Here is a 13690-nt window from a genome sequence, read left to right on the forward strand (position 1 = left end):
CTGGTGGAAGGCGTTGCCAGGACGGGAGTGGGAGCCATGGACGGGTACTTCGCCGCCGACTCGGTGGTGGTCCGCGCGCTGTCGTCCCGCGCGGTCGGGCTCACCTACGGCCAGCGGGCGCTGGTGACCGGCGCCCTGCACGCGCGGCTCTTCGTCGGCACCGCGCAGCACACGACCCACCGCACCTCGCCGTACACCCGGCTGGGGCTGACCGCGCGACTCTTCGAGGCGGTCTTCCTCGGCTCGCGGGCGGAGGCCGACCGGGCCCTGGCGTACGCCGCCAAGCGGCACGCCACCGTGCGCGGCAGCACGCGGGTGGACGGCGGTCCGGCGCACCCCACCGGCTCGTCGTACGACGCCGCGGACCCGGGCCTGATGTGGTGGACCGCCGCCTTCGTCCTCGACTCGGTGGAGGCCGTGCACGACGCCCTGGTCCGCCGGCTGAGCGACGCCGAGCGCGAGGAGCTGTTCACCGACTTCGTGCGCTGGGCCGAGCTGTTCGGGATGCCGCGCGCGGGAGCGCCGCGCGACCACCGCTCCTTCCGCGCCGACTTCGACGCGTGGCTGCACTCCGACGCGCCCTTCCTCACCGACGAGGCGCGGCTGGTGGGGCGCCACATCGCCGGGACGTCCGGCTACGCGCTGCCGCTGCGCGCGATCAGCTCGCCGGTGCTCGCGACCGTCGTCCAGGGCAGCCTCGACCCGGTGGTCCGCGCGCACCACGGCATCACGTGGGGCCGGCGCCAGGAGGCCGCCTGGCAGGCGGTCAGCCGGGCGAGCCGGGCGGCGTCCCGGGTGCCGCTGCTGCGGCGCTCACCGTTGACGACCGGCCGCAGCGAGGAGTTCTACAAGGTGGTCCAGCGCGGCGAGCGGGCGCTGCTGGCCCGCGGCGGGGTGAGCATCCGGGGCGTGTCCGACGTGCCGTCGCCGTACGGCGAGCCGGATCACGTGGCCTGACGGGCCTGCCAGCGCAGCACCTCCAGCGCGACCCCGACCCGCAGCGGGTCCTCGGCCAGCGGTCGCGGCAGCAGCTCGTCCGCCCGGGCCAGCCGGCGCAGCACGGTGTTGCGGTGGGTGAACAGCCGCTCCGCGGCGGCGGAGGCGTTGCCCAGCACGGCGAGGTAGGTGCGCACGGTCTCCTGCAGCTCGGCCGGGGCCGCCGCCAGGTCGCCGAGCACGAGCGCCACGAACTCCTCGGCCCGCGCCTCGTCCCGCGTCACGAGCGCGGCGAGCTGGACCTCGGCGAAGGTCACCACGGGGTCGGGGGCACCGAGCCGGGCGACGAGGCGTCGTACCTCGACCGCGTCCTGGTGGCTGCGCCGGAAGCCCTCGACGCCCCGGGCGGGCGCGCCGATCGCCACCCGCACCTCCGGGGTACGACGCAGCGAGGCCGCGACCTCCGCCTGGTCCGGTGGCGTGCGCACCGGCAGCCACACCCACAGCGTGCTGGCGGCCGCGACCACGGTCAGCCGCTGCCGGGCACCGGCGGCGCGCATCAGCGCCTCCGCCGCGCGTTCGAGCCGGCCCAGCTCGGACTCCCCCTCGGCGGTCCACACCACGGCCGCGACGTGCGGACCGTCGAGGCGGTGGCCGAGCACGTCCTCGGCACGGGCGCGGGAGACCGGCGCGCCCTGCAGGATGAGGGCCACCAGGTCGCGCCGCTCGGCCTGCGAGCCGCGGGTCAGGTCGTCGCGCTCGGCGGCCATCCGCAGCGCGACCGCGGAGATCGTGTCGTCGACGAAGGCGGAGATCGAGGCGGCCGAGACCAGGAGCACCTCCTCGAGCTCGTCGACGTCGCGGGTCAGCCCGAAGCAGATCCGCATCCACGCCTGCCAGGCCACGCTCTGACCGGTGCGGTAGGTGTCCAGGCCGATCTCGTCGAGCCCCCGCCGCACCAGGTCCCGGGCGACGTCGAGCTGCACCGGGCTGGTGTTCGCCGCGACCCGGTCGCCGGGCGCGCGGACGTTGGCGGTCGCCCAGGCGAACAGGTTGTCGAAGTTGGCGCGGCGGATGGCGTCGGCCAGCGCCGGGTCGGCGGCGATCTCGGCCGCGGACGGCGCGGAGAGGGTCGCCTCGTGCACCTGGGCCACCCAGGCGTCGGGCGACTGGACGGCCAGCTCGGCGGCGCGGCGGATGAGCGAGCGGGTGCGCGCGGACGGCTCGGCCCAGGTCATCCGACCAGGGTAGGACGTGCGGTGCACAGTGCACCACCAGCGGTGCGAACCGGGCGGTACGCACCTGCCCGCGCCCCCCGCCGAGGCGCACCATGGAGGACATGACCACCGAACACCTCGACGTCCTCGTCATCGGCGCCGGCATCTCCGGGATCGGCGCGGCGCGCTACCTGCTCACCGAGCGCCCCGGCACCACCTTCGCCGTGCTCGAGGCCCGCGAGGCGTCCGGCGGCACCTGGGACCTGTTCCGCTACCCCGGCATCCGCTCCGACTCCGACCTGCAGACCTTCGGCTACGAGTTCAAGCCGTGGACCGACCCCAAGGCCATCGCCAGCGCGGACAAGATCCTCAGCTACCTGCGCGAGACGTCCAGCGAGTACGGCGTCGACGAGCGCATCCGCTACCAGCACCGCGTGGTCGACGCGGCCTGGTCCACGGCCGAGGCCCGCTGGACCGTGCAGGTCGAGCGCGGCGACACCGGCGAGCGGCTCACCCTGACCGCCGGCTGGCTGTTCGGCGCCACCGGCTACTACGACTACGCCGAGGGCTTCACCCCCGACTTCCCGGGCCGCGAGCGCTTCGCCGGCGAGATCGTGCACCCGCAGCACTGGCCCGAGGACCTCGACTACGCCGGCAAGAGGGTCGTCGTGATCGGCTCCGGCGCCACCGCGGTGACCCTGGTGCCGGCGATGGTCGACGGCGGCGCGGAGCACGTCACGATGCTGCAGCGCACGCCGACGTACATCATGCCGGTGCCCTCGGAGGACAAGCTCGCCAACCGCCTGCTGTCGGTGTTCGGGCACGACCGCGGCTACGCGCTGGCCCGGCAGAAGAACATCCTCAAGCAGCGCACGGTGTGGAAGTTCTGCCAGACCTTCCCGAAGACCTCGCGCACCCTCATCCGGTCGGTGAACGCGAAGTTCCTGCCCGAGGGCTACGACGTCGACACGCACTTCAACCCGCCGTACGACCCCTGGGACCAGCGGCTGTGCGCCGTGCCCGACGGCGACCTCTTCCGGGCCATCCGCAAGGGCAGCGCCTCGGTGGCGACCGACCGGATCACGAGCTTCACCGAGACCGGCGTGCTGCTGGAGTCCGGGGAGGAGCTGGCGGCCGACATCATCGTCACCGCGACCGGCCTCAACCTGCAGCTGTTCGGCGGGATCGCGATCAGCGTCGACGGCGCCGACCTGCACGCGCCCGACCACGTCGCCTACAAGGGCATGATGCTCAGCGGCGTGCCGAACCTCGCCTTCGCGATCGGCTACACGAACTCCTCCTGGACCCTCAAGGTCGGCCTGCTGTGCGAGCACTTCTGCCGCCTGCTGGAGCACATGGAGACCCGCGCCTACGACATCTGCGTCCCCGAGGCGCCGGAGGGCATGGCGACCCGGCCGCTGCTCGACTTCGCCGCCGGCTACGTCCAGCGCGCGCTGGACACGCTGCCGCGCCAGGGCGACCGCTACCCGTGGACGATGTCGATGTCCTACAAGGAGGACGTGCGGCTGGTGCGCGGGGGCGACGTGGTCGACGAGAACCTGAGGTTCTCGCGGGCCACGGCCGGCAAGGTCGCTCAGCCGGTCTGAGATTTGCCCCTCGTTGCGCCCACAGAGACACAGCGAGGCAGGTAGCGTCGCCTCATGCCGGTCGCCTCGGAGGTCCAGGAGCTCCTGGATTCACATCCGCACTTGTCCCGGGCGCGCACGTTCTCCGAGGACCGCATCGACGACTTCACGTCGCAGCTGGCGCGATATCGGACGGATGACGCTGAGGGGCTCGACGTCGTCGCTTTCGGCTCGCTCGCGCGGCGCGAGGCGACTGCCGAGAGCGACTTCGACCACCTCGTGCTGGCGACGAGGGTCCCCGACGACCCCGACGTCGCCCAACGGCTTCTCGGTGCGGCCGACGAGCTCAGGAAACGGTGGGCCGTCGAGGAGGGCAAGGAGGACGAGGCGAACAAGCCGGGCGCCAGCGGTGTGTTCGGCTGCGCCGTGGGCGCCTTCGACCTGGTCCACCAGATCGGCCTCCAGGAAGACACGAACCACTCGCTGACGCGCCGCATGCTGCTGCTCGAAGAGTCCGTCAGCCTGCTCGACGAGACCGTCCACCGCAACGTCATCGACTCAACTCTGCGCCGGTATCTCGAGCTCGACCGCCGCGATCCGACCAGAGTCCCACGGTTCCTGCTCAACGACGTGACGCGGTACTGGCACACCATCACGGTCGACTACCAGGCCAAGGCTCGAACGGGCGTCAACGAGTCCGGGTTGCGCTACATCAAGCTGCTCATCCCGCGAAAGATCCTCTTCGCCGGCACGCTCATGTCACTGATGCTCTGCGGCAAGGAGGGATGGCACCTGGCCACCGCCGACCACCTCCGCGAGCAGTTCTCCATCACGCCGCTCGAGCGTCTGGTGCAGGCCCTGCCCACGGTCGACACGAAGGTCCACGACGCGATGGTCGGCATCGTGGGCATCGCCGACCGCTACCTTGAACGCAGCGCCGACGAGGAGTGGCGCGAGACGGTCAAGAAGGCGAGCAAGACCTCCACCTGTCATGAGTTCGACGAGATGAGGGAGCACGCGAGCGACCTGCAGGCCCACCTCGAGACGATCTTCTTCGACTGGGACCTCATCGCAGCCGACAGCAAGAGGATGTTGGCCTTCTGAGAAATGTCCATGCTCGATGATCTACTATTCGAACACGTGTTCGAGGAGGAGAAGGATGAGCAACACCACCCGCCAGCTGCGCGATGACGTGCGCAGACTGGTCGTCGACCACCTCTCATCCCGCCCGGAAGCCCGCACGGTGCTGGCCGACGCGCTGTCAGTGCCTCCGTCGTCCATCGACCGCATGGTCACCAAGGACGTCTGGGAGCTCAGCTTCGCGTTGCAGACGGCTGACGCCCTCGGCATGAGGCTGCATGTCGTCCGCGACTGAGCCCTTCTTTGACTACCGGTCCGCGAAGCCGGCGTCCCACGCACCCTGCTCCCGCTGTGGATTCGAGCTGTGGACTCCGCTGTGGCGGTTGTCCGCGTCCAGCGCCGGCCTTTACGACGACGCGCGCTTCGCCGGTCGGCTCATCGTCAGCCTCGGGCAGCACTTCGACCATCTCGACGACGTCCCTGAGGACCTGCTCGCTCGCTTCATGAGCGATGTCAGCCGCGCGTCGCGCACGCTGCGGCTCGTCCTGAGCGTGGACCGTGTCAACGTCGCCGTGCTCGGCAACCAGGAGAGCCACGTTCATGCTCACCTGATCCCCCGACGGCGCACCGACGCCGACCCGACTACGGCGCCATGGCAGGACCCCCGACCGCGGCAGAGGCTCGCGAGCCACGAGCACAGCGAGTTGGTCGCGCTCCTTCGGTCGGTCGTTCCGTGGTGATCGATCCCCCGTCGTCCTAGCTCGCCTGTCGCACCCGCGCCGGCCACCAGAACCGGTCGCCGAGCAGCATCACCAGGGCCGGCACCAGGACGGTCCGTACGACGAGCGTGTCGAGCAGCACGCCCAGGCAGACCACCACGCCGAGCTGCGCCAGGACGACGAGCGGGAGCACGCCGAGCACGGCGAACACCGCGCCGAGCAGGATCCCGGCGCTGGTGATCACCCCACCGGTGGCGGCGAGCGCGCGCAGCATCCCGTCGCGGGTGCCGTGCTCGCGGGCCTCCTCGCGGGCCCGGGTGACGAGGAAGATGTTGTAGTCGACGCCGAGCGCGACGAGGAAGAGGAACGCGAAGAGCGGCACCTGCACGTCGAGGGCGTCGAAGCCGAGCGGCCCGGTGAACAGCCACCAGGAGGCGCCCATGCTGGCGGCGTAGGTGCCGACGACGGTGGCGACGAGCAGCACCGGCGCGACGATCGAGCGCAGCAGCAGGAGCAGCGCCAGCAGCACCACGCCGAGGATGAGCGGCAGCACGACCTCGCGGTCGCGGGCAGCGCCCTCGCGCTCGTCGATCCCGCTCGCCTCCTCGCCGCCGACGTGGGTGTCGGGGAGGTCCGCGACGGCGTCGCGTAGCTCCCCGATCGCGGAGCGCGCGGCGTCGGTGCCGGGGCGGGCGTCGAGGACGACGTCGATCCGGGTGATGCCGCCGCCGCTGTCGGCGACCCGGGCGGAGGTGACGCCGGGCGATCCGTCGACCGCCGTACGGACGGCCTCGGGGTCGGCGCGGGTGAGCACCTCGGTGGGGCTGGAGGTGCCGGCCGGGAACGAGTCGGCGAGCCGGGCGGCGGCGGTGATCGCCTCGGGCTCGTCGAGGAACTGGTCGGCCTGGCCGAGGCCGGTCTCGACGCGGAGCAGGCCGATCGCCAGCAGGGCCAGCACCGCGACGGTGCTCCCGGCCAGGACGGCCGGACGCCGCTGGACCAGGCCGCCGACCCGGCGCCACAGGGAGGGCTTCTCGGCGAGCGCGACGGCGCCGACCTCGGGCCGCCGCGGCCAGAACACCCAGCGCCCGAAGAGCACCAGCACCGACGGCAGGACCACCAGCACGAAGGACGCCGCGACCACGATGCCGATCGCGCAGGCCAGGCCGAGGCCGCGCGTGCTCGGCGTCAGCGACAGCAGCAGGGTGAGCAGCCCGGCGACCACCGTGCCGGCGCTGCACAGCACCGGCTCGACGGTACGACGCAGCGCCAGCCCCATCGCCTCGTGCCGTGACTCGTGGCGGCCCAGCTCGTCGCGGTAGCGGGAGATGAGCAGCAGCGCGTAGTTCGTGCCGGCACCGAACACCAGCACCGACAAGATCCCGACGGTCGACTCGTTCCAGGCGACGTCGAGGGCGGCCATCGCCCGGGTGGCGAGGACGGCGGCGAGCCGGTCCGCGATGCCGACGACCAGGAGCGGGACCAGCCACAGCACGGGGCTGCGGTAGGTCAGCACCAGCAGGATCGCGACCACCGACGCGGTGGCCAGCAGGAGCCGGGTGTTGGCGCCGTCGAAGACCTTCGCCAGGTCGGCCTGGATGCCCGCGGGCCCGGTCACCTGCGCGGTGACGCCGTCGGGGGTGGCCTCGTCGAGCTCCGCCCGCAGGCGGTCCACCGCGTCGGCCGTGTCGCTGGCCGACGCCGCCTCCACCGGTACGACGGCGAACGCCGCCGTCGCGTCCTCGGCCACCGTCAGGCTCGGCGGCACGCCACCGACAGCGCCCACGGCCTGCTCGATCCCGGCGCGCTGCGCGGCGTCGAGCACCCCCTTCTCGGCGGCGAAGAGCACGATCGCGACGTCCTGCTCGTCGGAGCCGAGCTGCTCGTCGAGCTGGGTCGCGAGCGTGCTGTCGAGGCCCTTCGGCACGGAGTCGGTGGGCTGCTGGGTGCGCTCCCCCTCGGCGAGCAGGCCGAGCGCGAGGACCGCGAGCACCAGCGGCAGCAGCCCCAGCAGCCAGGCGCGGGAGGGACGACGAGCGGGGCGGGCGTCGGTGGGGGCCATGCGAGACTCCATCGTCGATCGGTGCGGCAGCGGGACAGTCGCTAAGATACTTGATAGTTAAGTAGGTGAGACAAATGCCCCGACCCTCGGACTGGCACGCCACCCCCACCATGGAGGCACTGCGCCACCTGCTGCAGGCGGCCGTGCGGATCCGGCACGTCGTCTCGCGCCGCGCCGGGCTGAGCGAGGTCGAGCTCGCCGCGCTCGAGCAGGTCGGCCGCGGCTCCCTCGGTCCCGCCGCCCTGGCCCGGCAGCTCGACGTCAGCAGCGCGGCCGCCACCGGCATCGTCGACCGGCTCAGCCGGCGCGGGCACCTGGAGCGGGTGCCGGACGCGGCCGACCGCCGGCGGACCCAGCTGCACCTCACCGACAGCGCGAACGCCGAGGTGCAGCGGCACCTCGGCCCGATGTTCGCCGGTCTGGCGCGGCTCGACGCGAGCTTCAGCGAGGAGGAGCGGGCGGTCGTCGAGCGCTACCTGCGCGGCGTGCTCGACTGCTTGGACGGCGTGATCGCCGAGCCGTAGCGCTCAGCCGTCCGCTCGAGCTGGGCGTACAGCCGCGGCCACCGGTCCTCGGCGCCGAACTCCGCCTCGGCCCGCGCCACCTGCGCGGCCATCGCGGCCTCGTCGCCGTTCGCGCAGGACCAGGCGAACAGGTCGAGGTTCAGAGGCCCCGCCTCCGCGCGGAGCAGGTCGGCCAGTGCCTCCGCGTGCGTCACCGGCTCCAGGTGCGCGGCGAGCGCCTCGACCGCGGCCCGGAACGCCGGGTGGAGCGCGTCGTCGGCCCAGTCCTCGAGGTCGACCCACTGACCGGGCCACTCGGTGACCCGCTCGAAGCGGGTGGTGTACGGCGCGGTCGCCTTCGCGACGTCGTCCGGGACGGTGTGCCCCACGCGGCGGGCGAAGTCGCCGACGTACGCCGCCGCCTCGACGTAGAACCGCAGGTGACCGGGCGCGTTGCCGTGGCTGCGCTGGAGGGTGATCCGGTGCGCGACGTCACCGTCGACCCGGGTCCACTCCAGGCGGCGCTTGCGGTAGCCGCGGGGCTTGAGGACGGGCGTGACGCACTGGTCGACGAGCAGGACAAGGCGTTCCTCGAGCTCGGCCACGCGGCGATCCTAGACCCGCTCGAGCTTGGTCCAGCCGCGCCAGCCACGCTCCTCGATCAGGTCGAGCAGCCGGCGCGCCACCGGCACCGAGTCCACGAAGACCGCGTCCAGCAGGGCGGCCAGGTCGTCGGGGATGTCGATGCCCTCGTCCTCCCAGGCGTCGTTGCCCGCGGCGTCGGCCTCGACCATCTCCACGAACCGGTCCGCCAGCGCCGGGAGGCGTGGGTCGTCGGGCGCCCAGGTGATCGCGTCCGCCATGTCGAGGTAGCCCTGGCTCAGCCCGGGCTGGTCGAGCTGGGCGTTCTTGATCGTCATGAACAGCGGCATGTGCTGCGGCACCTGCGCCGCGATCAGGATCCAGGCGTCCCGCTCCCCCTCGATCAGCACCTCCGGCACGCCGATCTCCCGCAGCCGGGCGAGGAAGGCCGCCGCCTCCGGGGGCAGCGCCAGGTTGTCGCCGGCCGCGAGCTGGGCGATCCGCTCCCGGTGCCGCTGCCGCGCGCGGATCTCGGCCCGCAGGCGGCGGTCGATGTCCTCGACCGCCGCCGCGAACTCCTCCGGGCCCGCGGCGAGCAGGTCCCGCACCCGCGCGAGGGGTACGCCGGCGTCGGCCAGCGTGCGGATCCGGATCAGCTCCGAGACCGCCCGGGCGTCGTAGCGCCGGTAGCCGGAGGGGTCCCGCTCGGGCTCCGGCAGCAGTCCCTTGGCGTGATAGTGCCGCACGGCGCGCACCGTCACCCCGGCGTACGACGCCAGCTCACCGATCGTCAGCATGGGCTCAGCGTGCCCCAGCCCGGCCGAACAGCCGCACCGCCCACGCGAAGCACAGCACCGTGATCAGCACCGACCACCCGATCGCCCAGGCTAGGTCGCCGCCCGGGTCGGTGCCGGCGAGGCAGGCCCGCAGGGTGTCGATGACCGGCGTGAACGGCTGGTGCTCGGCGATCCAGGCCAGCACCCGCGGCATCGAGTCGGTCGGCACGAAGGCGCTCGACACGAAGGGCAGCAGCACCAGGAACATCGGGGTGTTGCTCGCCGTCTCGACGCTGTCGGCGGCCAGCCCGAGCGCGACGCACAGCCAGGTGAGGGCCAGGGCGAGCAGGGCGAGCACGCCGAGCGCGCCCAGCCAGCCCAGCGGCCCGGCGTCGGGCCGGTAGCCCAGCGCCACCGCGATCCCGAGCACCACCGCGATCGCCAGCGCGGTCTGCACCAGCGCGGCCAGCACGAGGCCGGTGAGCACCGAGGGCGTGGCCAGCGGCATCGTGCGGAAGCGGTCGATGATCCCCTCGGTGGCGTCCTTGGCGGCGTAGATCGCGATGCTCATCGCGACCGAGGCGACGGTGACGAGCAGGATCGCGGGCGAGATGTAGGCGAGGTAGGCGTCGCGGCCACCGCCCCCCGGCAGGCCGGCGCCCATCGTGCCGCCGAAGACGTAGACGAAGAGCAGCAGGAAGAGCACCGGCTGCGCGACGAGCATGATCGTCAGGGACGGGTAGCGGACCATGTGCAGCAGGTTGCGGCGCAGCAGGGTGCGGGTGTCGCGGATCATCGGGCGGCCTCCGTCAGCGCGAGGAAGACGTCGTCGAGGCTCTCGCCGCCGGCCAGCGCCTTGAGCTCGGCGGGCGTGCCCTCGGCGACCAGCCGGCCCCGGTCGAGCAGGCCCACGGTGTGCGCGAGCTGGTCGGCCTCCTCCAGGTACTGCGTCGTCAGCAGCACCGTCACCCCGTCCGCGAGCAGCTCGCGGACCACCTCCCACAGGTCGCGGCGGCTGCGCGGGTCGAGCCCGGTGGTCGGCTCGTCGAGGAAGATCACGCCCGGGCCGCTCACCAGGGTCATGGCGAGGTCGAGACGCCGCTTCATCCCGCCCGAGTACGTCGACGCGCGGCGCCCCGCCGCGTCGGTGAGACCGAACCGGGCGAGCAGCTCCTCGACCCGCGCCTTCGCCGCCGGCTTCGGCAGGTGCGCGAGGTCGGCCATCAGGCGGAGGTTCTCGCGGCCGGTGAGCAGCTCGTCGATGGCCGAGAACTGCCCGGTCACGCCGATCGAGCGGCGCACGCCCGCCGCGTCGGTGGCGACGTCGTGCCCGGCGACCCGGGCGGCGCCGCCGTCGGCCGCGACGAGCGTGGAGAGGATCCGGACCAGGGTGGTCTTGCCGGCCCCGTTGGGACCGAGCAGGGCGTAGACGGTGCCGCGGGGCACGGTCAGGTCGACGCCGTCGAGGACGACCTGGTCGCCGTAGGACTTGCGGAGGCCGGCGACCTCGATGACGGGGCCGGCGGGGGGTGCGGTGGAGTTCATGCGACCAGCGTCGAGGGTTGACCCTGCGTCAGGGTCAAGCCCCGATCTGGGACGATCCGCGGGCCTGCGGCTCGAGCGCCTCCTCGCCCACCCCGGCCGGCGAGCGGAGCAGTGCCCAGAAGGCCGCGAAGCCGCCCGGGTCGAGCGCGCGGCTCAGCAGCGCCCAGGCCGCGAGGTAGACGACGACGCCGCCGACCAGGGCCGGTCCGAGCGAGGAGACCTCGGCAGCGAACAGCCCGGCGCACGTGGTGGCGAGCGCGATCGCGACCAGCGCGGGCACCGAGGCGATGCTGCCCACGAGCCGGGTGAGCGGCACCAGCACGATCACCGCCTCGACGAGGAAGGCCAGGCTGGAGGCGGCCGCCGCGGCGGTGATCCCCCACACCGGGATCAGCCACAGGTTGAGCCCGACGTTCAGCACCAGCCCGACGACGCTCGCGACGAGCACGACCGGATAGGGCCGCCGGGCGAGGAGCACCGAGCCGCACAGGTGGTTGATGCCGAAGAGCAGCGGCGCGGGCGCGAGGGCGAGGAAGAGCCCGGCGTGGACGTACTCCGCGCCGAACAGCAGACCGACCAGGTCGTCCCCGCGCAGGGCGAGCACGACGCCGTACGGGAGGTAGATCGCGCAGATGATGGTCAGGCTGCGCCGCGCCCAGGTGCGCACGTGCTCGGTGTCGTGGGCCCGGGCGGCGATGACCGGGACGTAGGCACGCGACAGGGTCCAGCTGACGAAGAGCACGGTCTCGAAGATCCGGTAGCTCGCGCCGTAGACACCGACCGCCGTCGTGCTCAGCAGCACCCCGATCAGCGCGGCGTCGATGCGGAACAGCCCCATCGAGGCGATCTCGTCCAGCCCCATGACCGGCGCGGCGACCAGGATCAGCCGGACCTCCGGGCGGATCCCCCGGAACCGCGGCCGGGCACCGACCCGGCGGGCGGCGACGTGCATGCCGACGACACCGACCACGACGGTGGCGACGAGGTAGCCCAGCGCGGCGCACCAGGCGCTGCGGGTCAGGACCAGCGCGCCGGCGGAGAGGCCGAGCGCGGCGAAGCGCTGCGCCACCAGGACCAGGGCCGCGAGCTGCTGCTGCTGGCGCGCGCCGCACACCGCCCGGGAGGCGTCGATGAACGTCTCGAGCAGGGCGCTGGCGACGAGCAGGCACACGGCGGTCGCGTGCGGGACGCTCATCGTGGCGTAGAGGACGATCGTGGTCGGGACCAGCACCGCGACCGAGAGCACCGCCCGGATCGCGAGCAGGGCGCCGTAGCAGCGGTCGATCAGCTCGGGACGGGCGCTGCACAGCTGCACCAGCCGGGCGTCGAGCCCGAGCGAGGAGACCACGCCGAGCAACAGCCCCAGGCTGAGCCCGAAGGAGAGCACGCCGAACTCCTGCATCCCCAGCACCCGGGCCAGGACGAGGAAGGTGAGGAAGGTGGCGACCTTGCCGAGCAGCTCCGAGGCGGCGAGCGTGACGACCGCGGACCCGGTCCGGCGCAGGGAGTCGTCGCGCTCCAGGGTCGCCGTCACCTGCTCACGATCCTGCGGACCGCGGCGTCCGGCAGGGCGGCCTTGAGCCGTCGGCGCGCAGTCGCCTCCCAGCGGTCCAGCCGGTCCACCGAGGGGTGCGACGACGCGTGCAGGCCTGCGCGGACCACCTCGGCGTTGCCGAACTTCGCCTCGGTCCACCCGCGCAGCCAGTCGAAGGTGTGCACCCCCGGGTCGTCCTGGGCGCGCAGCACGGCCTCGATGTCGCACACCGTCCCGCCGCGGTAGGCCAGCCACCGCTCGGCGACCCGGCCGTCGTAGAGCCGGTGGGTGTCGCCGTCGACCAGCACGGTGACGAAGCCGGCGACCTCGTCCTCGACGAGCATCACGTGCACGACGCCCGCGCCGGCGGCCACGGCGCCGCGCACCACCGAGGTGTGGAAGGCGAGCACGCCCGGGTCGTCGAGCTGGCTGCGCCGGCCGCTGGCATGGTCGCGGGCGCGGCGCACCTCGACCAGCGCGGGCAGCCACCGCTCCAGCCCGGCCAGGTCGTCGAGCACGAGCTTCTCGGCGCGCAGGCCGTCACGACCGGCGGCGTTGAAGGCGCCGGTGGCCTTGCGGCGCCGGTCCCGCTTGACCCGGTACGACGTGCCGACGCCCTCGATCCGCGGCATCGGCGCCCCCGGGCTCACCACCGCGCCCGGCAGCAGCCGGACCAGCGCGGCGAGGGCCGGGTCCTCGGGGGCGAGCTGGGTGAGGTCGAGCGACCAGCGGCGCTGCGCGCGCAGCCAGTCCACGAGGGCACCGGCGAGCGCCCGGGCCGCACGCGGCCCGTCGTGGTGCAGCTGGCCGTAGTCGTTGAGCTCACCACCGAGCAGGGTGACCCGGGCGGTCCCGCGGTGCCGGGTGACCGACAGCGCGGCCAGGCCGACCACCTGCCCGTCCTCGTGGGCCACCACTACGACCGGCTCGCCGGCGAGGTGGGTGGCGGCGGCGACCAGCCAGGACGAGCGGGCGCTGAACGCCTCGGCCCGCGCGTCGACGTACGACGCCAGGTCCCGCAGCACCGCGATCGCCCCGGCGCCGGTGGCGACGGGCGGGGCGCTCGCGCGCAGGGTCTCAGTCATGGCTTCTCCGGGTCTCGGTGCTCGTCCACCCCACTGGTGCATCGAGCGGGGTGCGTTGATCCCGC

General features: G+C 73.3%; 14 protein-coding genes. 6 read left to right on the forward strand and 8 right to left on the reverse strand.

Translation table 11 applies throughout. The features are described from left to right. Window positions 1–36: 36 nt before the first annotated feature. Entirely contained in the window at window positions 37–957 is a 921-nt protein-coding gene (locus tag MRBLML1_RS04630) for an oxygenase MpaB family protein (RefSeq protein ID WP_364512051.1), read from the forward strand. Here the strand turns inward: MRBLML1_RS04630 and MRBLML1_RS04635 are convergent. Then, complete coding sequence (locus tag MRBLML1_RS04635) at window positions 945–2174, reverse strand: PucR family transcriptional regulator (protein ID WP_364512054.1); 1230 nt, start codon at window positions 2172–2174, stop codon at window positions 945–947. The two genes, MRBLML1_RS04630 and MRBLML1_RS04635, sit on opposite strands and share 13 nt — an antisense overlap. A gap of 101 nt (window positions 2175–2275) precedes the next feature. Here MRBLML1_RS04635 and MRBLML1_RS04640 point away from each other — a divergent pair, with 101 nt between their 5' ends. From MRBLML1_RS04640 to MRBLML1_RS04655, 4 genes are all read left to right on the forward strand, one after another. Further along, window positions 2276–3760 (forward strand): flavin-containing monooxygenase, encoded by a 1485-nt coding sequence (locus tag MRBLML1_RS04640; RefSeq protein ID WP_364512056.1) that lies wholly within the window; start codon window positions 2276–2278, stop codon window positions 3758–3760. 54 nt (window positions 3761–3814) lie between these two features. Continuing rightward, window positions 3815–4843, forward strand: a complete 1029-nt coding sequence (locus tag MRBLML1_RS04645) for a nucleotidyltransferase domain-containing protein (RefSeq protein ID WP_364512059.1) — start codon at window positions 3815–3817, stop codon at window positions 4841–4843. Window positions 4844–4898: 55 nt separating this feature from the next. Continuing rightward, window positions 4899–5114: a hypothetical protein gene (locus MRBLML1_RS04650; RefSeq protein WP_364512062.1), complete on the forward strand. Its 216-nt coding sequence runs from the start codon at window positions 4899–4901 to the stop codon at window positions 5112–5114. Between the two features lie 88 nt (window positions 5115–5202). Continuing rightward, on the forward strand, window positions 5203–5559 hold the full coding sequence (locus MRBLML1_RS04655) for an HIT family protein (RefSeq protein WP_364512065.1): 357 nt from the start codon (window positions 5203–5205) through the stop codon (window positions 5557–5559). Window positions 5560–5575: 16 nt separating this feature from the next. On the opposite strand, the gene MRBLML1_RS04660 is transcribed toward MRBLML1_RS04655, so the two are convergent. Then, a complete protein-coding gene (locus tag MRBLML1_RS04660) occupies window positions 5576–7600 on the reverse strand; it encodes an MMPL family transporter (RefSeq protein ID WP_364512068.1) in 2025 nt (674 codons plus the stop codon). A gap of 74 nt (window positions 7601–7674) precedes the next feature. Between MRBLML1_RS04660 and MRBLML1_RS04665 the strand changes: the two genes are divergently transcribed. Then, complete coding sequence (locus MRBLML1_RS04665) at window positions 7675–8124, forward strand: MarR family winged helix-turn-helix transcriptional regulator (RefSeq protein ID WP_364512071.1); 450 nt, start codon at window positions 7675–7677, stop codon at window positions 8122–8124. Here MRBLML1_RS04665 and MRBLML1_RS04670 read toward each other — a convergent pair. The 6 genes from MRBLML1_RS04670 to MRBLML1_RS04695 are packed head-to-tail and all read right to left on the reverse strand — an operon-like array spanning window position 8073 to window position 13625. Further along, entirely contained in the window at window positions 8073–8708 is a 636-nt protein-coding gene (locus tag MRBLML1_RS04670) for a DUF4304 domain-containing protein (protein WP_364512074.1), read from the reverse strand. The two genes, MRBLML1_RS04665 and MRBLML1_RS04670, sit on opposite strands and share 52 nt — an antisense overlap. Before the next feature lie 9 nt (window positions 8709–8717). Continuing rightward, the gene (locus MRBLML1_RS04675) at window positions 8718–9482 is read right to left on the reverse strand and encodes a MerR family transcriptional regulator (RefSeq protein ID WP_364512077.1); all 765 of its coding nucleotides are present in this window, start codon (window positions 9480–9482) and stop codon (window positions 8718–8720) included. A gap of 4 nt (window positions 9483–9486) precedes the next feature. Next, entirely contained in the window at window positions 9487–10257 is a 771-nt protein-coding gene (locus MRBLML1_RS04680; RefSeq protein WP_364512080.1) for an ABC transporter permease, read from the reverse strand. Beyond that, entirely contained in the window at window positions 10254–11006 is a 753-nt protein-coding gene (locus tag MRBLML1_RS04685) for an ABC transporter ATP-binding protein (RefSeq protein ID WP_364512083.1), read from the reverse strand. The genes MRBLML1_RS04680 and MRBLML1_RS04685 overlap by 4 nt, the downstream gene beginning before the upstream one ends. A 34-nt stretch (window positions 11007–11040) precedes the next feature. Further along, a complete protein-coding gene (locus tag MRBLML1_RS04690) occupies window positions 11041–12540 on the reverse strand; it encodes an oligosaccharide flippase family protein (protein ID WP_364512086.1) in 1500 nt (499 codons plus the stop codon). Then, window positions 12537–13625 (reverse strand): GNAT family N-acetyltransferase, encoded by a 1089-nt coding sequence (locus MRBLML1_RS04695; RefSeq protein ID WP_364512089.1) that lies wholly within the window; start codon window positions 13623–13625, stop codon window positions 12537–12539. Before MRBLML1_RS04695 ends, MRBLML1_RS04690 begins: the two co-directional genes overlap by 4 nt. Between the last annotated feature and the right edge of the window lie 65 nt (window positions 13626–13690).

The organism is Nocardioides sp. LML1-1-1.1 (genome assembly GCF_040676175.1).
GTDB lineage: Bacteria > Actinomycetota > Actinomycetes > Propionibacteriales > Nocardioidaceae > Nocardioides.

Bases quoted from the DNA above. Each gene is read 5' to 3' on its own strand.
- MRBLML1_RS04630 (WP_364512051.1), top strand. From the start codon at position 37: ATGGACGGGTACTTCGCCGCCGACTCGGTGGTGGTCCGCGCGCTGTCG.
- MRBLML1_RS04635 (WP_364512054.1), bottom strand. From the start codon at position 2,174: ATGACCTGGGCCGAGCCGTCCGCGCGCACCCGCTCGCTCATCCGCCGC.
- MRBLML1_RS04640 (WP_364512056.1), top strand. From the start codon at position 2,276: ATGACCACCGAACACCTCGACGTCCTCGTCATCGGCGCCGGCATCTCC.
- MRBLML1_RS04645 (WP_364512059.1), top strand. From the start codon at position 3,815: ATGCCGGTCGCCTCGGAGGTCCAGGAGCTCCTGGATTCACATCCGCAC.
- MRBLML1_RS04650 (WP_364512062.1), top strand. From the start codon at position 4,899: ATGAGCAACACCACCCGCCAGCTGCGCGATGACGTGCGCAGACTGGTC.
- MRBLML1_RS04660 (WP_364512068.1), bottom strand. From the start codon at position 7,600: ATGGCCCCCACCGACGCCCGCCCCGCTCGTCGTCCCTCCCGCGCCTGG.
- MRBLML1_RS04665 (WP_364512071.1), top strand. From the start codon at position 7,675: ATGCCCCGACCCTCGGACTGGCACGCCACCCCCACCATGGAGGCACTG.
- MRBLML1_RS04675 (WP_364512077.1), bottom strand. From the start codon at position 9,482: ATGCTGACGATCGGTGAGCTGGCGTCGTACGCCGGGGTGACGGTGCGC.
- MRBLML1_RS04680 (WP_364512080.1), bottom strand. From the start codon at position 10,257: ATGATCCGCGACACCCGCACCCTGCTGCGCCGCAACCTGCTGCACATG.
- MRBLML1_RS04685 (WP_364512083.1), bottom strand. From the start codon at position 11,006: ATGAACTCCACCGCACCCCCCGCCGGCCCCGTCATCGAGGTCGCCGGC.
- MRBLML1_RS04695 (WP_364512089.1), bottom strand. From the start codon at position 13,625: ATGACTGAGACCCTGCGCGCGAGCGCCCCGCCCGTCGCCACCGGCGCC.